Source organism: Paraburkholderia sp. RL17-373-BIF-A, from assembly GCF_046030175.1.
In the GTDB taxonomy this organism is placed as follows: Bacteria; Pseudomonadota; Gammaproteobacteria; order Burkholderiales; family Burkholderiaceae; genus Paraburkholderia.
This window is the reverse complement of record NZ_JARESO010000018.1, coordinates 144179-163250: the sequence shown is the minus strand read 5'-3', so window position 1 is coordinate 163250 and position 19072 is coordinate 144179. Positions and strand designations below refer to the sequence as shown.

At 60.7% G+C, this 19072-nt stretch carries 19 protein-coding genes, 3 tRNA genes and 1 pseudogene; 10 read left to right on the top strand and 13 right to left on the bottom strand.

Annotated elements, in window-relative coordinates:
- Window positions 1-37 precede the first annotated feature (37 nt).
- Window positions 38-607, bottom strand: coding sequence for a transcription elongation factor GreB (gene greB / locus P0D80_RS23005; protein WP_408286873.1), 570 nt, complete (start codon window positions 605-607; stop codon window positions 38-40).
- Window positions 608-727: 120 nt separating this feature from the next.
- On the opposite strand from greB, the gene P0D80_RS23000 reads away from it, so the two are divergent.
- A tRNA-Arg gene (locus tag P0D80_RS23000) sits at window positions 728-804 on the top strand.
- A 78-nt stretch (window positions 805-882) separates the two neighbouring features.
- A tRNA-Arg gene (locus tag P0D80_RS22995) sits at window positions 883-959 on the top strand.
- 109 nt (window positions 960-1068) lie between these two features.
- On the opposite strand, the gene P0D80_RS22990 is transcribed toward P0D80_RS22995, so the two are convergent.
- The 5 genes from P0D80_RS22990 to P0D80_RS22970 all read right to left on the bottom strand — a co-directional run bounded on the left by P0D80_RS22990 (window position 1069) and on the right by P0D80_RS22970 (window position 6062).
- A complete protein-coding gene (locus tag P0D80_RS22990) occupies window positions 1069-1575 on the bottom strand; it encodes a phage protein NinX family protein (RefSeq protein ID WP_408286871.1) in 507 nt (168 codons plus the stop codon).
- Window positions 1576-1683: 108 nt separating this feature from the next.
- On the bottom strand, window positions 1684-4041 hold the full coding sequence (locus P0D80_RS22985; RefSeq protein ID WP_132373447.1) for a RelA/SpoT family protein: 2358 nt from the start codon (window positions 4039-4041) through the stop codon (window positions 1684-1686).
- 134 nt (window positions 4042-4175) lie between these two features.
- Window positions 4176-4379: a DNA-directed RNA polymerase subunit omega gene (rpoZ, locus tag P0D80_RS22980; RefSeq protein ID WP_006025620.1), complete on the bottom strand. Its 204-nt coding sequence runs from the start codon at window positions 4377-4379 to the stop codon at window positions 4176-4178.
- A gap of 60 nt (window positions 4380-4439) precedes the next feature.
- Entirely contained in the window at window positions 4440-5120 is a 681-nt protein-coding gene (gene gmk, locus P0D80_RS22975; protein ID WP_408182429.1) for a guanylate kinase, read from the bottom strand.
- An 18-nt stretch (window positions 5121-5138) separates the two neighbouring features.
- Complete coding sequence (locus P0D80_RS22970) at window positions 5139-6062, bottom strand: YicC/YloC family endoribonuclease (protein ID WP_132373445.1); 924 nt, start codon at window positions 6060-6062, stop codon at window positions 5139-5141.
- Between the two features lie 226 nt (window positions 6063-6288).
- Here P0D80_RS22970 and rph point away from each other — a divergent pair, with 226 nt between their 5' ends.
- From rph to P0D80_RS22945, 5 genes are all read left to right on the top strand, one after another.
- Entirely contained in the window at window positions 6289-7026 is a 738-nt protein-coding gene (rph, locus tag P0D80_RS22965) for a ribonuclease PH (RefSeq protein ID WP_408182431.1), read from the top strand.
- Window positions 7023-7670: an RdgB/HAM1 family non-canonical purine NTP pyrophosphatase gene (gene rdgB, locus P0D80_RS22960; RefSeq protein WP_408182432.1), complete on the top strand. Its 648-nt coding sequence runs from the start codon at window positions 7023-7025 to the stop codon at window positions 7668-7670. The genes rph and rdgB overlap by 4 nt, the downstream gene beginning before the upstream one ends.
- Complete coding sequence (hemW, locus tag P0D80_RS22955) at window positions 7667-8896, top strand: radical SAM family heme chaperone HemW (RefSeq protein ID WP_408182433.1); 1230 nt, start codon at window positions 7667-7669, stop codon at window positions 8894-8896. The genes rdgB and hemW overlap by 4 nt, the downstream gene beginning before the upstream one ends.
- A 55-nt stretch (window positions 8897-8951) precedes the next feature.
- Window positions 8952-9041, top strand: a tRNA-Ser gene (locus P0D80_RS22950).
- A gap of 157 nt (window positions 9042-9198) precedes the next feature.
- A complete protein-coding gene (locus tag P0D80_RS22945; RefSeq protein ID WP_408286899.1) occupies window positions 9199-9960 on the top strand; it encodes a tyrosine-type recombinase/integrase in 762 nt (253 codons plus the stop codon).
- A 172-nt stretch (window positions 9961-10132) separates the two neighbouring features.
- On the opposite strand, the gene P0D80_RS22940 is transcribed toward P0D80_RS22945, so the two are convergent.
- The 4 genes from P0D80_RS22940 to P0D80_RS22925 form a co-directional block, all read right to left on the bottom strand.
- Window positions 10133-11827, bottom strand: a complete 1695-nt coding sequence (locus tag P0D80_RS22940) for a tetratricopeptide repeat protein (protein ID WP_408286869.1) — start codon at window positions 11825-11827, stop codon at window positions 10133-10135.
- A gap of 200 nt (window positions 11828-12027) precedes the next feature.
- Window positions 12028-12831, bottom strand: a complete 804-nt coding sequence (locus tag P0D80_RS22935; RefSeq protein ID WP_408182435.1) for a lipid II flippase Amj family protein — start codon at window positions 12829-12831, stop codon at window positions 12028-12030.
- A gap of 280 nt (window positions 12832-13111) precedes the next feature.
- Window positions 13112-13366, bottom strand: a complete 255-nt coding sequence (locus P0D80_RS22930) for a hypothetical protein (protein ID WP_408182437.1) — start codon at window positions 13364-13366, stop codon at window positions 13112-13114.
- Window positions 13367-13579: 213 nt separating this feature from the next.
- Window positions 13580-13975 carry a MerR family transcriptional regulator gene (locus P0D80_RS22925; protein ID WP_408182438.1) on the bottom strand — a complete coding sequence of 132 codons (396 nt, stop codon included), beginning with the start codon at window positions 13973-13975 and terminating at the stop codon, window positions 13580-13582.
- An 85-nt stretch (window positions 13976-14060) separates the two neighbouring features.
- Here P0D80_RS22925 and P0D80_RS22920 point away from each other — a divergent pair, with 85 nt between their 5' ends.
- Window positions 14061-16022, top strand: a complete 1962-nt coding sequence (locus tag P0D80_RS22920) for an acid phosphatase (RefSeq protein ID WP_408286868.1) — start codon at window positions 14061-14063, stop codon at window positions 16020-16022.
- Between the two features lie 1066 nt (window positions 16023-17088).
- Here P0D80_RS22920 and P0D80_RS22915 read toward each other — a convergent pair.
- A complete protein-coding gene (locus tag P0D80_RS22915; protein WP_408182440.1) occupies window positions 17089-17508 on the bottom strand; it encodes a hypothetical protein in 420 nt (139 codons plus the stop codon).
- A gap of 241 nt (window positions 17509-17749) precedes the next feature.
- Between P0D80_RS22915 and P0D80_RS22910 the strand changes: the two genes are divergently transcribed.
- The gene (locus P0D80_RS22910) at window positions 17750-17959 is read left to right on the top strand and encodes a hypothetical protein (protein WP_408286866.1); all 210 of its coding nucleotides are present in this window, start codon (window positions 17750-17752) and stop codon (window positions 17957-17959) included.
- 30 nt (window positions 17960-17989) lie between these two features.
- Window positions 17990-18103: pseudogene (locus tag P0D80_RS52030) on the top strand (hypothetical protein); the annotation flags it as partial.
- 71 nt (window positions 18104-18174) lie between these two features.
- Here P0D80_RS52030 and P0D80_RS22905 read toward each other — a convergent pair.
- On the bottom strand, window positions 18175-18579 hold the full coding sequence (locus P0D80_RS22905) for a RidA family protein (protein WP_408286864.1): 405 nt from the start codon (window positions 18577-18579) through the stop codon (window positions 18175-18177).
- Between the two features lie 182 nt (window positions 18580-18761).
- Window positions 18762-18992 (bottom strand): hypothetical protein, encoded by a 231-nt coding sequence (locus tag P0D80_RS22900; RefSeq protein WP_132373439.1) that lies wholly within the window; start codon window positions 18990-18992, stop codon window positions 18762-18764.
- Window positions 18993-19072: the final 80 nt, after the last annotated feature.

The window sequence follows — 19072 nt, the reverse complement described above, 5'->3', positions numbered from 1 at the left end:
GATCGGCGAGAACGAGACGAAGCCTGTCCGCCGTGACTTAACCACCCGTATTAGGCGGCGGATATTTGACGTCGAGTATGTCAATCGGCTGCTGGCCGGCCGGTGTGTACAACGTGACCGTATCGCCGACTTTCGCCTTGAGCAGCGCGCGCGCAATCGGCGAGATCCAGCTCACGTGGCCGATATCCAGATCGACCTCGTCGATGCCGACGATCGTCACGATATGCTCTTCGCCGTCCTCCGTCGCATACTCCACAGCCGCGCCGAAGAAAACCTGGTCGACATTCTCTTGCTTGCTGCTGTCGACGACTTCAGCGAGATCCAGCCGTTTGGTCAGAAAACGGATGCGCCGATCGATTTCGCGCAACCGGCGCTTGCCATAGATGTAATCGCCATTCTCGGAGCGATCGCCGTTCGAGGCCGCCCACGACACCAGTTTGACCACTTCCGGCCGATCGACGTCGATCAGATGCAGTAGTTCATCGCGCATGCGCCGGTAGCCGGCGGGCGTGATGTAGTTTTTCGTACCAGCGGGAACGTCCGGCTGGGCGACGTCGAGATCGTCGTCATTCTCTTCGCTCGACTCTTTGACAAAGGCCTTGTTCATGATGATCCGGTAACTGCAGCAAACGACTGCCTATCAAGGGTACACGATCACGACTATGAGACAAATCGCAGTTACATGCTTCCCTTTTTCGAAACCTTTGCTATAATCTCGTTTCTGCGTGCGGCTGTAGCTCAGTTGGATAGAGTACTTGGCTACGAACCAAGGGGTCGTGGGTTCGAATCCTGCCAGCCGCACCACTTATTCGAGGGCCTCCCTCTGGGGAGGCCCTTACGTTTTGCCCCAGTTTCAGTGCAGTAAGCATCACCGTTTAGCGTGCGGCTGTAGCTCAGTTGGATAGAGTACTTGGCTACGAACCAAGGGGTCGTGGGTTCGAATCCTGCCAGCCGCACCACCTATAAAGGGCCTTCCGATCGGAAGGCCCTTTGTTTTTGTCCGTCGGTTCCGGCCTCGCTTGGGTTCCGCTGCACCCGAAGGCCTTGGCGGCAACCAAACACGCTCCTTTATCGCGGCGCCGACTGAATATCTCCGATTTGCCCATCCGGGTTCGGCACATCGCCGAACGAAGCCGCCATCGCCTGCTCGCCGCCAATTTCCCGCTCACCGATTGGTTGCGCCCGATCGCCGGCCAGCGCCTGTGCTTCATGCAGCACATTCTCCACGGTTTCGCCATAACGGCTCTCGACGAACGCCCGCAGCAGCGCGATCCGCAGCGAGTCGCCCCGCCCTTCCACGGTTCGGTGGCCGCCTTCGAATTCCGCGATGCAGTGAGCCGCGCCCTGGTGGCTGCGCTCACGCACTTCGAGCCGCTGCGCGCGCTCCAGCACGGCCGCCGCAGCCTCCCATGACGCAGACGGCGTAAAACGGCCATCCCAGGGACGTCCGCGGTCGTTGCCGCGAACCGCCACGGTTTCGCCGCTGTCGGTGAAGTAGATTTCGCGCACGAAGTCGTGCAGGCTGCGGGCGACCCAGTAATCGAGTGCCAGGCCGTTGAGGTCGGATACGTTCACGAACATTCTCCCTGAGTTTCAGATGAGACTACGCGCGTAGCCGGTGCGTTCAGATTTGAAGAGGGAAATGAAGCGCCCTGAGGCCACCCCAAGGCGTCAAACGAAAGGTCAGTAATCCGCTCGCTCGCGGTCGATGCGCATTCCGCCGTCGTGACGGTGATGGCCTTCCTCGCTCGGCCGCTCGCGCGCGATGCGCATGACGTCCGGGTTCGTGCGCACCCGGCGCATGACGTTGGCCAGATGGACACGATCGCTGACCTGGATCACGAAGCGCAACACCGTGGATTCCTGCGACAGGTCTTCGTCCATTGCAATGTGGACGATGTTGGCATCCGCCGAGGTGATATCCGCCGCCACGCGGGCGAACACGCCCTTGGTGTTCTTGACCAGCACCTTCACGGCGACGTCGAACAGACGCCCCGGTTGCGGTGCCCAGGCGACGTCGATCCAGCGGCCCGGATCGCGCCGGTGGATTCGTTGCGCGACGCGGCAATCCGTGGTGTGGATCGCCATGCCGAGGCCGATGCCGATATAGCCCATGATGTCGTCGCCCGGAATCGGACGGCAGCACGCGGACAGTTGCACCGACATGCCCTCGGTGCCGGTAATGACGACCGGCGGCGCATGCGGCAAATCGGAGTGGGAGCGCGAGCCGTCGTCGTCGGCGTCGCGGCCGCTCATCAGCACTTCGATGCGCTTGGCCATGACTGCCGCGACACGCCGGCCGAGACCGATGTCCGCGAAAATTTCCTGACGGTTCTTGTTGCCCGTCCATTGCACGAGCTTTTCCCACGCTTCCGGCGTCACATCCGAAAGCGCCAGCCCATAACCCTTCAACGCCTGGTCGACCAGACGCTCGCCGAGTTGAACGGACTCGTTCAGCCGCATCGTCTTCAGATAATGGCGGATCGCCGAGCGCGCCTTGCCGGTACGGACAAAACCGAGCCACGCCGGATTCGGCTTCGAATACGGCGCAGTGATGACTTCGACGATGTCGCCGCTCTTCAACTCGGTGCGCAGCGGCAACAGTTCGTTGTTGATCTTCACCGCGACGCACTGGTTGCCCAGGTCGCTGTGGATCGAATACGCGAAGTCGAGCGCCGTGGCGCCGCGCGGCAGCGCCATGATCTTCGACTTGGGCGTAAACACGTAGACCGCGTCCGGGAACAGGTCGATCTTGACGTGTTCGAGGAATTCGCTCGAGTCGCCCGCTTCGCTCTGAATATCGAGCAGCGACTTGAGCCACTGATGCGCGCGCTTCTGCACGTCGTTCAGGTCCGCGCCGCCGTTCTTGTACAGCCAGTGCGCGGCCACGCCCGCTTCGGCGATCTCGTGCATCTTGCGCGTGCGCACCTGAAACTCGATCGGTGCGCCGAACGGGCCGACCAGCGTGGTGTGCAGCGACTGATAGCCGTTCACCTTCGGGATCGCGATGTAATCCTTGAACTTGCCCGGCACGGGCTTGTACAGCGCATGCAGGGCGCCGATGCAGGTATAGCACTCCAACGCGCTGTCCACCACGACGCGGAACCCGTACACATCGAGCACTTGCGAGAACGACAACTGCTTGTCGCGCATCTTCTTGTAGATACTGAAGATGGTTTTCTCGCGGCCGGTGACTTCGGCGTCGAGCTTCGCGTCGGCAATTGCGCGCTGCACCGATTCGAGAATCTTGCCGACCACTTCGCGCCGATTGCCGCGCGCCGCCTTGACGGCTTTTTCGAGCGTGGCGTAACGATGCGGGTTGAAGTTCGCGAAGCTCAGGTCCTGCAGCTCGCGATAAGTATTGTTCAGGCCGAGCCGGTGAGCGATCGGCGCGTAGATATCCAGCGTCTCGCGCGCCACGCGGCGGCGCTTTTCCGGCGGCACCGCGCCCAGCGTGCGCATGTTGTGCAGCCGGTCCGCGAGCTTGACCAGAATCACGCGGACGTCGCGCGCCATCGCGAGCAGCATTTTGCGGAAGTTTTCCGCCTGCGCTTCCTCGCGATTGCGAAACTCCATCTTGTCCAACTTCGACAAGCCGTCGACCAGTTCCGCGACCTTCGCGCCGAAACGCTCGGCGAGTTCGGCCTTGGTCACGCCCTGGTCTTCCATCACGTCGTGCAGCAGCGCCGCCATGAGCGCCTGGGCGTCGAGGTTCCAGCCGGCGCAGATTTCCGCGACGGCGACAGGATGCGTGATATACGGCTCGCCGCTCTGGCGGTACTGGCCGAGGTGGGCTTCGTCGCTGAAATGGAAGGCCGACTTGATGTCCTTGATCTCTTCCGGCTGCAGATAGCCGGACAAGGCGGACGTCAGTTTGGCAATGGAGACGACGTCATGCCGGCGCGGTTGCTCCGGCGTGGCGGTCGGCCCGAACAAATGGCGAAACGACTGTTCGAGGACCGCGTCGATATACTTCCGTGCAGACGAGGGCGAGTCAGCGTCGTGTTCCACTTCCGTGGCGGTGGGCGGGGTAGCACTCATGTTCGCCTCCGTAACGGTTAGGGTTGGACGCCGGTCTGCACGTTGATGCACTTACGTGCGGCAAAGGTGTTGCAAAAGCGTGTCGCAAACAGGTATGGCAAACGCGTAATCGAAACCGGAGCAGTGCGCCTTACTTAAACAGGCACCTTCTTCAGCATTTCGACGCCAACCTGGCCGGCTGCGATTTCGCGCAGTGCGACGACAGTGGGCTTGTCGCGGCTTTCGATCTTCGGCGTGTGGCCTTGAGCGAGCTGACGCGCGCGATAGGTTGCGGCAAGCGCGAGTTCGAAACGGTTCGGGATCTGTTTGAGGCAGTCTTCGACGGTAATGCGGGCCATGTTGGGTTCCTTCTCAGTATGTTGCTTATTCTACCTTATGTGCTCGGTACACCGCCGCGCTTAAGCGTGTGGCAGGTGAATGCCGAGCTGCACGAAAAGCTGCGTGTGGCGCGCGTATTGCGAGGCGAAGCGCGAACGCGTCGCGGCCACCAGGCATTGCAGTTCGCTGAGCGCGCGTTCGAACTTCTCGTTGATCACCACATACTCCGCTTCCGCCGCGTGCGCCATCTCGCTGCCGGCCGCGAGCAGCCGGCGTGTGATCACGTTCGGCTCGTCCTGGCCGCGCTTCTTCAGACGCTCTTCGAGCGCTTCCAGCGACGGCGGCAAAATGAAAATTTCCACCGCGTTGTGAAACTGCTTTTTCACCTGCTGCGCACCCTGCCAGTCGATTTCGAGCAGCACGTCATGGCCGCTTTTCATCTGGTCCTCGATCCACACGCGCGAGGTGCCGTAGTAGTTGCCGTGCACTTCCGCGCTTTCCAGAAACTCGCCGGCATCGTGACGCTTCATGAAATCGTCGACGGTGGTGAAGTGGTAGTGCTCGCCGTCCTGCTCCTTCGGACGCGGCGGACGCGTCGTGTACGAGATCGACAGGCGGATCGCGTCGTCGCCGGCGAGCAGCGCGTTCACGAGCGTCGACTTGCCCGCGCCCGAAGGCGCGACGACCATGAACAGGTTGCCGGGGTAAGCACCGGCGTACGGATTGCGCGGCGTTTCGCGTGTGTGGTGATGATCGGTCATGTCGGTGGCGCTCCAGCCTTATTCCAGATTCTGTACTTGCTCGCGCATCTGTTCGATGAGCAGCTTCAGGGTCATCGACGAATCCGCCAGTTCCTTCGCGGCGGCCTTCGAACCGAGCGTGTTCGCTTCGCGGTTGAGCTCCTGCATCATGAAGTCGAGGCGCTTGCCGACCTTGCCGCCCTTCTGGATCACGTGACGCGTTTCGTTCAGGTGAGCCGTGAGACGCGACAATTCTTCGGCGATATCGATACGAATGCCGTACATCGTCACTTCCTGGCGAATCCGCTCGTTGATCTCTTCACGCGAGACGATCGTCGCGGCGGTATCCGGCGCGGCGATGCCGAGCGCTTCCTGCAAGCGTTCGACAATCTTCTGTTGATGCTTGGCGATCAGTTCCGGCACGAGCGGCGTGATCTTCGTGACGATCGTTTCCATTTCGGTGACGTTGGCGATCAGCATGGTCGCCAGTTGCGCGCCTTCGCGGGCGCGCACGTCGATCAGGTCCGTGATGGCCTGCTTGCCGCAGGCGAGCACGGCGTCGCGTAGCACTTCAGGCGCTACGCCGCTTTCGGCCAGAATGCCCGGCCAGCGCAGAATCTCGCCCGTGCGCAGCCGCTCTGCTTCCGGAAACGTCGAGAGCACGGTGCGTTCGAGCAGCGCGAGTTGCGTGAGCGCGTCGTGGTTGATCGAACCCGCGTTGGCGGACTGTTCGCTGCGTTGCAGGTTGATGCGGATATCGACCTTGCCGCGCGACAGCTTGTTCATCAGCATCTCGCGCAACGTGGGTTCGCACACGCGCACGTCTTCCGGCATGCGGAAGTTCAGATCGAGAAAGCGCGAGTTCACGGTGCGCAGTTCGACCGATACGCTCACGCCACCTGTGCCCGAGGCCGCGACGAGTTCGCGCGTGGCGCTCGCATAGCCAGTCATGCTGTAGATCATCGTATTTCTCGCGATTGTGGCCATGCGCTCGACGATGGCCTGAGAGTCGAATCGCCCGGCGTGTACGAGACGCGGGGCGGGGAAACGGCATTATCCCATTTTTGGCGGAAAGGCCGCCCCGCGATGGCGCCCCTTGAAGAGCCAACGCACATGCGGGCAGCCGCCCCGGCCGATCGGCTGTAAAATCGCGCTTTCCCTCCTGCTTTTCTTCCTGACCGATCCCAACATGACCAACGACACCCAACGCCCCAGCGGCCGCAAGGCCAATCAGCTGCGCGACGTGCGCATCACGCGCCACTACACGAAGCACGCGGAGGGCTCGGTGCTGGTCGAATTCGGCGATACGAAAGTGATCTGCACCGCGAGCATTGCCGAGAGCGTGCCGTCGTTTCTGCGCGACCGAGGCCAGGGCTGGCTCACCGCCGAATACGGCATGTTGCCGCGCGCCACGCACACGCGCAGCGACCGCGAAGCCGCACGCGGCAAACAGACCGGCCGCACCCAGGAAATCCAGCGGCTGATCGGCCGCGCGCTGCGCTCGGTGTTCGATCTGGAGAAGCTCGGCGCGCGCACGCTGCATATCGATTGCGACGTGATCCAGGCCGACGGCGGCACGCGCACGGCCAGCATCACCGGCGCGTTCGTGGCGGCACACGATGCGGTGGCCAAACTGCTGGCCACGGGCCGCATCGAAAGCTCGCCGATTGCTGATTATGTCGCGGCGATTTCGGTGGGCGTGTACGACGGCCTGCCGGTGCTGGATCTCGACTACGACGAAGACTCGCAATGCGACACCGATATGAACGTCGTGATGACGGGCGCGGGCGGGTTCGTTGAAATTCAGGGCACCGCTGAAGGTGTGGCCTTCTCGCGCGACGAAATGAACGCGCTGCTGGATCTGGCCAGCGACGGCATCAATACGCTGATCGCGAAGCAGAAAGCAGCGCTGGAGCAAAAAGGGTGAATGAAGTGAGTCAAAACAATGGCGCGGCCGTGTCCGCTTCGCCGTTGACGAGAGTCGTGCTGGCGTCGAACAACGCCGGCAAGCTGCGCGAGTTCGCGGCGTTGCTCGGCGCGGCCGGCATCGAACTGATTCCGCAAGGCGAGTTGAACGTGCCGGAAGCCGAAGAGCCGCATCCGACCTTCGTCGAGAACGCGCTGACCAAGGCGCGCCATGCGTCGAAACTGACCGGCCTGCCCGCGCTCGCCGACGACTCGGGCCTTTGTGTGCGCGCGCTGCGCGGCGCGCCGGGCGTCTATTCGGCGCGGTACGCGCAACTTGCCGGCGGCGAAAAGAGCGACGCGGCGAATAACGCGCGCCTCGTCTCGGCGTTGCAAGGCGAGACCGATCGCCGCGCCTACTATTTCTGCGTGCTGGCTTTGGTGCGTCACGCGGACGATCCCGAGCCGCTGATCGCCGAAGGCCGCTGGCATGGCGAAATGCTGGACGCACCGCGCGGCGCACATGGATTCGGCTACGACCCGTACTTCTTCCTGCCGTCGCTGAATGCGAGCGCCGCCGAACTCGAACCGGCGGTGAAGAACGCCAGCAGCCATCGCGCGATTGCGTTGCGGCAACTGCTCGCGCGTCTGACGGAGGAAGCGTGATTCCGATCAAACCGGCGCCCGCCGATATCGGCAACGGCGTCATCAAGGCCTTCACGTCGCCGGGCAGCATCCGGCTGACGTCGCTACCGCCGCTGGCGTTGTACGTGCATTTTCCGTGGTGCGTGCGCAAGTGTCCGTATTGCGATTTCAACTCGCACGAGTGGAAAGGCGACACGTTCCCCGAGAACGAATATCTCGACGCGTTGCGCGCCGATCTCGAGATGGCGCTGCCGCTGGTCTGGGGCCGCCAGGTGCATACGGTGTTCATCGGCGGCGGCACGCCCAGCCTCCTTTCGGCGGCCGGGCTCGACCGCATGCTGTCCGATGTGCGCGCGCTGCTACCGCTCGACGCCGACGCGGAGATCACGCTCGAAGCCAATCCCGGCACCTTCGAAGCCGCCAAGTTCGCGCAGTTTCGCGCGAGCGGCGTGAACCGGCTCTCGGTGGGCATCCAGAGTTTTAACGAGGCTCATCTGAAGGCGCTCGGCCGCATTCACGACTCGGCGCAAGCGCGCCATGCCGTCGATGTGGCTGCGACCACGTTTGATAACTTCAATCTCGACCTGATGTTCGCGCTGCCGGGGCAGACGCTCGCCGAATGCCAGGCCGATGTCGAGACTGCGTTGTCGTTCGCGCCGCCTCATTTGTCGCTGTATCACCTGACGCTCGAACCGAACACGCTGTTCGCGAAGTTTCCGCCCGCCCTGCCCGACGACGATGCATCCGCCGACATGCAGGACTGGATTCACGAGCGCACCTCCGCTGCCGGTTACGAGCGCTATGAGGTGTCGGCGTATGCGCAGCCGCATCGGCAGAGCAAGCACAATCTGAACTACTGGCGCTTCGGCGACTATCTCGGCATCGGCGCGGGCGCGCATACGAAGCTGTCGTTTCCGAATCGCGTGCTGCGGCAGGCGCGCTACAAGCATCCGACCACCTTCATCGAGCAGGCGAAGGCCGGCACGGCGGTGCAGGAAGAGCACGAAGTCGGGCCGCGCGATCTGCCGTTCGAGTTCATGCTGAACGCGCTGCGGCTGGTGGAAGGGTTTCCGGTGCATCGGTTTATCGAGCGGACGGGGATGTCGATGACGTCGATCGAACCGGCCTTGCAGGAAGCCGAACGGCGCAAGCTGATCACGCGCGACCACGAAAAGATTGCACCGACGCCGCTCGGCCAGGCGTTCCTGAACGATTTGCAAGAGCTGTTTCTGAAAGATCCGCAGTGATTGCGGATCGACCGGGTGCCGCAGCGAGGTTTTTTCAGGTTACAATTTATGGCTTGGAGGTGTGGCCGAGTGGTTTAAGGCACCGGTCTTGAAAACCGGCGAAGGAGCAATCTTTCCGTGAGTTCGAATCTCACCGCCTCCGCCAGGATTAACATTCAGAAGTTTCCGGAAAGTCCCGCAAAGCCAAGACGTATAAGGCTTTGCGGCGATTCGATACCTCCACAAGCATCCAAGAAAAGTCGTAAAATTCCGCAATTTCCCGGGTACTTTTTCGGGTACTTTTTGACGCGGGTTTGACGACGATGCCTGAGAGCCTTCTACGCGATTTGCAATGCCGCTCAGCTAAGCCACGTGCCAGCACGTATCGTCTCAACGACGGTGGCGGCCTTGCTTTGCAAGTCAAGCCCACCGGATTGAAGTACTGGCAGTTTCGATACACGAAGCCTGACGGTCGGGAAGGACTGGTTCAGATCGGCCCGTATCCGCGCGTCACACTAGAGCAAGCGCGTGGGGCTCGCAATGAACACCGCGCGGCTGTTTCGCGTGGCGACGATCCTGCCACGCTACGAAAGCAGGAGAAGGTTCGTCGCGAGGTCGAAGCGGCCCGATCCCTGACATTCAAACAATGCGCAGAGGCATACATTAAAGCCCGTCGAGCCGAGTGGGCAAATCCAAAGCACACCCAGCAGTGGGAGAACACGCTTGCGACGTATGCGTATCCGTTCATTGGCACACTTCGGCCGGCCGACGTTGACACTGACCTGGTCATGCGAGTCCTGCAACCGATCTGGCTCACGAAGAATGAGACCGCATCGCGCCTGCGCGGCCGGATTGAGAACATCATGGACTGGGCCAAGGTGAGCGGCCTGCGTACCGGCGAGAATCCAGCTCGCTGGAACGGTCACTTGGATCAGTTGCTGGCCTCGCCGTCGAAGGTACAGAAAGACGGCCACCACGCCGCGCTTCCCTACGCCGAGATCGGCCCATTCTTCCGCGAACTGCGGGTCTACCGACCCGCAACCGCCTGTCGAATCACCGTGACGAATGTCCGTAAGAGGGCTTGAAATTGGACACTCGATCGACGGCAAGTATTCCCCGTTGTCTGGACCCGGCAATCCGACGCGCCTTAGTCGCTCAAAGCGGGCAAGCGGCACGACGGAACAGGCGCGACCAAATTTGCGACCCGAACCTGCGGCGAGCAGTGGATGGGGCGCTCTCTGTCGGGCGGCTCGCCTTTCAGGCGCCCCGCAATGCGTCGATCTCTGCGCGAAGCGCTGCAACTACGCCAGTCCAATCGCCTCGCGTCGTTTGTCGAAACAACCGCGCCTTTGGGTACCACGGACTATCGCTTCGGTCGAGTTGCCATCTCCAGTCCGGCATGAACGGCAGAGCAATCCATACGGGTTTCCCAAGCGCCCCCGCCAAATGCGCCACAGCTGTGTCGACGCTGACGACGAGGTCGAGGCGAGCGATCAGCGCAGCAGTCTCAGCGAACGTGGTGAGCCGCCCGGAAACATCGCGCAGCACCCCGCGCTGCTCAAGTTCCGCGAGGCACGCGCGATCACTGTCGCGTACATCCGGTTGCAACGCGAAGAAATCCGCGTCCGCATCGAACACCGGCTTCAGTTGCTCAAGCGAAATGGACCGATTGTGATCATTCAGATGCGTACGGCTTCCCGACCACACGATCCCAATGCTCGGCCGTCGAATGGAGCCTGTAAAAAAATCGTCCCATTGAGGGACAAGCGCACCGTCTGCCTGCACATATGCACCGGATAGCGCGAGATCGGGTGCACGAACCTTGAGCGCAAACGGCAGACTCAGGGTTGGAATGTGATAGTCGAAATGTGGCACTTGCCCTGTCTCACCGATGACTTCGGCCGCACCCCGATAATTTTGGAGGAGCGGCAACAGGGCATCCTGAACACGCAACACGACGTGAGCGCCAGCTGCACTGAGCCGATCCACAAAACGCACGAATTGCAGCGTGTCGCCGAACCCCTGCTCATGATGAACGAGCACTGTCCTGCCGTCTATCGGTTGGGTGCCAGTCCATAGGGTGTTCTGCGAAAAACCGTGGCTGCAGGTGCCATCGCGCCAACGCCATTCGTATTCGCGCCAGCCGTGTTCGAATTCGCCGAGCAGCAAATTCGTCTGAGCTCGATTGGTGCGCGCGCCGGCGTCGTTCGGATCGATCGAAAGCGCCTTCTTGAATTGAAGCAATGCCTCATCAAAGCGCCGGAGATCTCGCAACGCGACCCCGAGATTAACGTATGCGCGTACGAAACGCGGCTTGAGCGTGATCGCCTGCCGGTAGGCATCCAGTTCGTCCTCATAGCGTGCCATCGTACCGAGCAGCGTTCCACGGTTGTAATGCGCTTCGGCTGATTGTGGCTGGATCTTGCACAGATGCACCAACAGCTCAAGCGCCCGCTGCGATTCGCCAAGCTGTATCAGCGACATTGCGACACCGTACAACGAGGCGGCATGGTTCGGAAACTGGGTCAGGCAGCGCTCGAACAGCGCTATCGCAGCATCGTGACGCTGCGCCAACTGACACACCTGCGCGGCGAAGTTCAGTTGATCCATAGACATTGACATGTGCGCCGATGCCTGCATCAGGTACTCCGCTGCGCATGCATGATCGCCCTGGTTGGCGGCGATATAACCGAGACCTGCAAGAGCTTCGCCGTGGTCGGGGACGCTCGCCAGAATGCCGAGCAGCAGACCTGCGGCATCGTCGAGCCGACCGGCCATGAGGTTCTCCTGCGCGGCGGCGAGAGCGTGTTCAATATCGTGATTCATGGCGCTGGAGGCTGGAGCAAAGTGCGATCTGTCGCGGGATTCGAAACGACTCATTGTACGGGACCGCGTATAGCGAGTCTCCAGAGCGAAGCGATGGCAGCGTCGGTTACCTGCATATGCAAACACCAAAGTGTTCCCGCCAGCGTCGAGCTGTTTAATCAGCGGTTTCGATTGCTACGCAAGATAGGTAAGCCTCAGCGGCCGTCTTAAGCTGAATCGGAAACGGACGGTCGTAGATTAAGTTTCGGTGGCTGGTTCTGGCCGATCTGTGTCTCATGGCCTCGAGCACTAGCGGCCGATCTGAGGTGGGCAACGCCGCTGGCGCACTAGATTAGCTCGGCGATGCGAACGATAATAAAGGCTGCTGGCACGAGCGCCACCTGTGCGCACAACGTTCCTAAGACACGCGCGCCCGCGAGAGTTGTAATAGCCCGCCTGAAGTTGTTTTCCGAAACTCGACCTTCGATAACGTCGTCGGTCATCACCGACACCTGCGGGTCGATGACGACCGCCAATACCACCGTCGCGAAGCCGTTGATAACCGACGACAGATTCGCACATGTAACGCGCAAATCCGGCTTTAGGTAACCAGCGTAAAGCGACGCAAAAACGCCGACCGTCCATATCGCCATCGCAAAAACGTTCAGCCCTATAACTTTCCAGGAAACGCCGGCGCCAGTCGTCAGTTGGGTGACGTTCTGGCGCGACGGAAACCGCGCTCCATCGCGGATGTAGTTGACGCCGCCGCGACTGAAGATATGCAGCAGCAGACGAGGAACGGAGCGGTTGGCCTGAAAGTGATCGACCGCTTGGCTGAAGTAACGTTGGAACGTCGGGATCAGAAACGCCCCGACGATGCTCGCCACAGTGGCGGTTAGCAGGAAAAGGCGAAAGTCACCGAGCAAACCACTCTCGGTGTGCCGCGCAATATCAAGCTCGACCCGCTTCGCTATGAATGGCCCCTGAAACGAATTTGCCGTGCGTGAAACGAGGGCGATGATCCCAAAAAGAGAAAACGACACGGCGATACGTCGTGTGCGTACACCTGCGATTCGCACGGCGTAAGCCAGTGTCGCGATGACATGAATGACGAATGTCAGGGTGCAAATGATCCAAAGCTGAGTGTCCATGTTGTGACGGCGAGTTTTGGCACGAACGTAGTCTACCGGAGGACCTGCTCGCCCCGAGCCACCTAAAAGGCAGGGATTGTCGATGATCCAGCCAGTATTGGCGGACGACCGGTTCTGGCCGAATCCGGAAGTCCGGCCACTGCAAGCGACCGCCGATCGCACCGCTTCGTCGAACCTCCGTAGCCGGGTCGCACTGGCACATTCTCCGTTCGGCGCTGCCAGCCCCAGACAGGATGGTTAGGAGCCGCTCCCAGTCCCACCGCGGCAAGTCGCTGTCAGACTAGCGATAGTTAATCAAGTTGATGATGTCATTGAGGAACCAGGGCAGAATCAATTGCGTGTCGGGATAGCTGACACCGACGCTGAGCCTCGGGGGCTTTGACGCGGAGTAACCGGGCGTCGCACCGTCGGCAGTGTGCAGAATGTACGTGTCCGTGTCGGACGGCTGGGCGGTCTGATTGTTCGGGGGCGACCATCTCCAGGCGCAGCCGGTGGTGAGCACGATGAGGGCTGCTGCGAAGCATAAGGGCTTCATGATGGTGTGAAAGTCCAGCAACGTTACTTTGACAATAACGTTGATGAAGAATTCGTTCCGGCACGTGGCTGGCTTCTGTCGAACGCAGGAGGCGCAGTCCGACCCTTCAGAGACATTAGGCCCGAGCGATTCGAATGTCCGCCATCTCAAAGGAGACGCACGCGAGAAAATGAAGGGCCAACGTCTCGCGGCGCCGATCGTGCCTGCCTGTTATCACGGTATCGGTGACAACGCGTCAATGATGCGGCACTCCGCCACTGCCCCGCAGCTGCACTGGTCGATCAGACTATCGAGTTCTGCCTTTAGCGCCTTCAGATCGCAAATCTTGCGTTCGATTTCGGCACGGTGCGCGGATGCGATCGCATCAATTCGGCCGCGGTCATCCGCGAGCTGCAGCAGTTCGCGCACCTGTTCGAGCGAAAAACCCAGATCACGTGCACGGCGAATGAAGCTCAGAGGCCTCAGGTGTGCTTCCGAATATGCGCGGTAATTGGCTTCCGTCCTTGCCGGCGCGGGCAGCAACCCGGTCTCTTCGTAGAACCGGAAGGTCTCGACCTTCGTGCCCGTGGCGCGGGCGAGCTGGCCGATCGTAAGGTTGGCGTCATCCATACGCAATTGGTAATGTGGCGGTCACGCGCGGTGAATAGACTCCCGGTTCTTCTAATGCATCGAATAGACCGGGGGTTTGAAGCGCATGCGCTCACACAGGAAATGTTTGAAGCTGCACGCAACGCTCATCTTGAGCGTGCTGCTGGTTGCCGCGTGCGGCGGCGGAAGCGACGGCAATCACAGCGCCACCAATGCTTCGGCGCCGCCGCCACCGCCACCGCCGGATCCGACCTTTGTCGATAACGCGCCCATTCCCGACGTCCCTGCATTCGTCGACAACATCGCGACGAATCAGCGCGGCGACGCACGCTTCGCAGCGTTGAACACGAATGCGGGTGTGCGCCTCGTGTCGCGGTTCCTCGACATCTGGTCGCCATTGACCGAAATTGTCGATGCGGGCGTATCCGCTCCGGCGGTCGGTTCGTTTCCGGCGATCGTCCCATCGACGTGGACGGGTTTGCCGAACGACGGGACCCCAGGCGGCACGGTGCTCAACGCGGCCGTGCACAACGCCAACATCCAGTTCGCGATTGGTGAAACCACGAATCGCACGCAAGCTCAGGCCGATGCCGCCTATTTCGACGACCGCCGCGGCAAGGGCTTTAGCGTGACCGACGGCATGGGGCCGCTCACCGATGCATGGCGCGCCGCGGCCCAGCAAACGACGACGATCACGAGCATTCCCGCGAATGCGACGACCGTGCTCTTTAACGACACGGGGAACAATATCGGCGTGGGCGGCACCGCGAATCCGACATTCGGGCACGTCGTGGATCTGCTCTCCGCAATGGGCAACAACGCGTCGACGGAACCGGGCAAGCGCTTCTACAAGTACGCGCGACCGTACCGCTGGAGCTCGAACGTGATCGTCGATCCAACGCTCGTGCCGGCCGAGAGCGCGGACCCGACGACGGACGGCGGCTATATCAGCGGCCATGAAGCCGAAGCGATGCGCGATGCGCTGACGATGGCCTACTGTTTGCCCGAGCGCGGCACGGAGATGATCTCGCGCGGTCTCGAACTCGGCGAGAACCGCATTCTTGCCGGCATGCACTCGCCGCTCGACGTGATGGCCGGACGCATGTTCGCGATCGCGGCGACGGTGGCGAACCTGAACAATCCGGCGAATGCGACGCTGAAGACCGAGGCATTCCAGCAGGCGCATACCGCGCTCGAAGCCGCGACGAACACCAAGCCCGCCGCGTTCTTCGCACTCGCGCATTCGGGCACGCTTGCCACCGATCGATTTGCGGACTTCGCGACCAACAAGGCAAACGACATCAGGCGCATGACGTTCGGCTTCACGCAGATCGAATCGACCAATGCGCCACCCACCGTTCCTAAAGGTGCCGAAGTGCTGCTCGAAACGCGCTTTCCGTATCTGAGCGCAGACCAGCGCCGGGTCGTGATCAAGACGACCGAGTTTCCTTCCGGCTTCCCAGTGATGGACGACGCCGAAGGCTATGGACGCATCGACACGTTCGCGGCCTTCAACGGCTACGGCCAGTTCAACGGCAGTGTCGTCGTTTCGATGGATGCGACGCAAGGAGGTTTCAGTGCCAACGACATGTGGCGCAACGACATTTCGGGCAGCGGCAAGCTGACGCTGAGCGGCACGGGCGCGCTGCAACTCACCGGCAACAACAGCTACTCGGGCGGCACGCAGATAACGGGCGCCACGTTGCAAGCGGATTCGGCGACGGCGTTCGGCACGGGCGACGTATTCGTCGGCGCGGGCACGGCGATCATGAGCGCGAGCTCGCCGGTCAAGGTCGGCGGCAAATTCACCGTACTGCCCGGGGCGACGCTCGCGATGGAGGTCGACGGTTCAGGCGGCGGGCAATTGAATGTTGGCGGCCAGCTGACGCTGGCCGGCAGCACGCTGCACGTGAAGTTCGCGAACGGCTTTGCGCCGAAAGCTGGCGACACGATTCAGCTGATCACGGGTGGCGTCGGCAATCAGCAGTTTTCGACTGTGACCGTGGATGGCGTCAATGCGTCGGCAGTCTATTCGAACGGAACGGTGTCGATTCACATCAATTCGTAACGGCTGAATGGGAAAATGCGAAAGCCGCGGCAACAGCGTGACCGAAATGTGACGTGGCCGCGGCATCGTGGGAACGAGAGACTGCACCGCAAGCTTTGCAATGCGATCTCTTTCTCGTTACCCACCTGCGATGAGCTCATTCAAAGCCGTTGCACTCGAGCATGCGAGCTGCGTGATCAATCAGCGGTTTCACCAACGTGAATCCGCGAGCAGGTTCAGACAATTCAAGCTTTCTACCACCGGCGTCGACAGCGTCATTAGCTGAGCGAGGCGACCATCCCATTGGACTCTGCGCCTTTTCGCTCGTTGATCCCCTCAATCCCCAACTGCGGTAACATGCCACGCAATTGCGGGCGAGAAGTTTGCGAGGAGCCGAAGCAATCAATCCGGAACTCCCATCGCGGAATTGCTGGAGTTATGCCAGTTCGGAACGCGCCGATCGTCGGCCAATGTCGCGACAAATTCAACGCGCGCCGGTGACCGTTGCCGGATGTATTTCAGCCAGTTGCGACGATATCACCAACGTCCCTTCGTGGCCGGTTTGCGAAGATCGCGGCGCCCGGGTACGACCCAATCAACTGCCCTGTCGGTGCTTTCAAAGTCACTTTTCCAGGCCTTGTGGCCCGATCCAATTTGGCGACGGAAGATGGGCGGCGCGGGAGTCTTTTGCGCGCAACGTTCCAGAGCAGCGGCATTTGAGCGAAGAGCAGAGCTAGCCGTCCTCGTAGGCAAGTCTCAGTGCTGGCGACGCGCAGTGGTTGACTGGCATCTGTCTCCAAAGTGTCTCCAAGAAAATATGTGTGTTGGAGACACACTCGGAGACAGCCAAAGCCTTACCGAATAAGGGTTTCGGGAAAAAATTACACCTGTCTCCATGTCTCCACGGTTTTTTGCATGGGAGTTGATATCGCCGCGAAGAGCCGAGGACGCTTGACGAGACGCCACGTTCCAGTCGAGTAGTTTTTCAATATTTCGACTGAGAGGCCCGTGATATATCGGTGTCTGGCGCAAAACAAGGCGATTGGGCTCGATCGACCTCGCCAAAGCCTCATCTGACGAAATACTCTCAGAATTCGGGTACTTTTTCGGGTACTTTTGCAACAAAAATCCACGCAACCCCAGCAAATAAAGGGCAATAGGCGGACACCGCGTCCGCCAGAACATCAATGAATACGGGCCTTTCGGCCCGTTTTTCGTTTCTACCCGCCAAACAACCCGCCACCATGCGAATGTCCTTGGATGAGTACATTAGGACTTGTGGCGCACCAAATCCCGCAGATGATGTTCCCGGAACCAGCGGGATAGTCGCTCCTCGTTCTCCGAAACGACCCAGATCCCTGCGCCAAACACAACCACGATCGTCCCTATCAAAATCGCCAACATTGAGTCGCTCATGGCAGCCTCCATCAAAGTCATGGCCACGCTTAAATTTTAGGCGACAGCTTGCACCAATGCCCGCCTTGGGTGTCGCCTTGGGTGTATTCATCCGTGTGCACTTGCTAGGCAGATGCCAAGCACTTCTAGATGCATCCTTCCCGGATGCTCCAAGCATCCTCGTTGCATCGCATTGGGCTGCGTTGCCGTGCGTTACACGCCCTGCAAGACGGTCTCGAATTCGCGACAGTTCCGGTTTTGGTACCGCTGGCGTCCTATCGTGGGCCTAGTCCCGATTCGTGACGCCTTGGGGACCGGATATTGCTGTCCAGTTCATGAAGGGGGAAAAGATCATGATCAGACTATTCGGCATATTGGCCTTAGGGGCCGGTCTCGCGGGCTGTGTGGTGGCCGCGCCATACCAGGACGGCTACGGTTATGGGCCAGTACCTGCGTACGACTATGGCCCCGGCTATCACGCGCCGCGCACTAATATTGGCGTCGGCGTTGGTGGTGGCAGCGTTGGCGGCGGCGTTGGTGTTGGAGTAGGCGTCGGTTTCTGAGCCAGCGCGAAGCTCGGCGCATCGACTGCGTCGATCGGCGCGTGCGCGATGACGAACATGAGCGGCAATGTCGGCGTGAATATCGCGGCCGGTGTGAGCAATGCCAGTTCAATGGACTCGTGGTTCACCGAGCTTAAGCATTGACGCGACCCGTTGAACGCCGTTATCCCACTGCCCCGAACGCGCGCCAAAACTCGAGACGCCAACGCCGCTAGCTAAACCAGCGCGGTCGCCTCGACCCCGATCTTGAAACCGTAATGCAGTTGAGGAACCGGCACGACGGCTCTCGCCGGACGCGCTTCACCGGCCCAACGCGCGTAGATCTGATTGAAGCTCATCCAGTTCTCGACATCGACGATGTAGACGCGCACCTGCACCAGTTGCGCGACGCTGCTGCCGACGCTTTCGAGCGCGGCCTGCACATTGGCCAACACCTGTTCGGCCTGATCCTCGAACGAGGCCTCGGATAGCTTGTCGCCTTGCGCGGTGATCGGCAATTGTCCCGAGACGAACACGAAACCATTTGCGACCGCGACGTGACTGTAATGACCGCCCGGCTGCGAAAGCGTAGCGGGATTGTCTGTATGCGGCAGATGCGGGTCGTGCAGGCTACCAGCCATGAATATCACTCCAGGTGTGACGGCGGCACACGACACTGCGTACGACTCATCCGCACGACCGCATCCCGTTTCGCAAAAGCGATGAAGTGATCACGCGAGGAATCATGCAACGCACTAGCGCTGCCCACTTCAGGCACAGCGCCTCGCATAATAAACACGCTTATACAAATAAGCCGCACGCATCACACGCTAAGCATCTCCAGCTTCTCGCGCGCATCCGCACAACGGTGGTTCAGGTCGCGATGCATCAATTGACTGTCGAGCAGTGTCGATACATCAGACAAACCATAATCAAAGCGCAAGACGTATTCGATGTCTGTGTAATCGTGATAGGCGCCGCTGTCCGCCAGCTTCTGCGCTTCAGCGAATGCAGCTTGTTGCCGTTCGCCGTTCATCAAATCTCTGATCGCCATGAATGCCGCTCCGAGGAACAGTGGCTCCATCATAGCAATGCAAATTGAGACACACGGTCGCGCGCGCGCAACACCTGGTG

Bases quoted from the DNA above. Each gene is read 5' to 3' on its own strand.
- P0D80_RS22920 (WP_408286868.1), top strand. From the start codon at position 14,061: ATGCGCTCACACAGGAAATGTTTGAAGCTGCACGCAACGCTCATCTTG.
- rph (WP_408182431.1), top strand. From the start codon at position 6,289: ATGACCAACGACACCCAACGCCCCAGCGGCCGCAAGGCCAATCAGCTG.
- P0D80_RS22910 (WP_408286866.1), top strand. From the start codon at position 17,750: ATGATCAGACTATTCGGCATATTGGCCTTAGGGGCCGGTCTCGCGGGC.
- P0D80_RS22930 (WP_408182437.1), bottom strand. From the start codon at position 13,366: ATGAAGCCCTTATGCTTCGCAGCAGCCCTCATCGTGCTCACCACCGGC.
- P0D80_RS22915 (WP_408182440.1), bottom strand. From the start codon at position 17,508: ATGAATACACCCAAGGCGACACCCAAGGCGGGCATTGGTGCAAGCTGT.
- P0D80_RS22925 (WP_408182438.1), bottom strand. From the start codon at position 13,975: ATGGATGACGCCAACCTTACGATCGGCCAGCTCGCCCGCGCCACGGGC.
- greB (WP_408286873.1), bottom strand. From the start codon at position 607: ATGAACAAGGCCTTTGTCAAAGAGTCGAGCGAAGAGAATGACGACGAT.
- P0D80_RS22970 (WP_132373445.1), bottom strand. From the start codon at position 6,062: ATGATCTACAGCATGACTGGCTATGCGAGCGCCACGCGCGAACTCGTC.
- P0D80_RS22900 (WP_132373439.1), bottom strand. From the start codon at position 18,992: ATGGCGATCAGAGATTTGATGAACGGCGAACGGCAACAAGCTGCATTC.
- rpoZ (WP_006025620.1), bottom strand. From the start codon at position 4,379: ATGGCCCGCATTACCGTCGAAGACTGCCTCAAACAGATCCCGAACCGT.
- gmk (WP_408182429.1), bottom strand. From the start codon at position 5,120: ATGACCGATCATCACCACACACGCGAAACGCCGCGCAATCCGTACGCC.
- P0D80_RS22985 (WP_132373447.1), bottom strand. From the start codon at position 4,041: ATGAGTGCTACCCCGCCCACCGCCACGGAAGTGGAACACGACGCTGAC.
- P0D80_RS22935 (WP_408182435.1), bottom strand. From the start codon at position 12,831: ATGGACACTCAGCTTTGGATCATTTGCACCCTGACATTCGTCATTCAT.
- P0D80_RS22905 (WP_408286864.1), bottom strand. From the start codon at position 18,579: ATGGCTGGTAGCCTGCACGACCCGCATCTGCCGCATACAGACAATCCC.
- P0D80_RS22945 (WP_408286899.1), top strand. From the start codon at position 9,199: ATGCCTGAGAGCCTTCTACGCGATTTGCAATGCCGCTCAGCTAAGCCA.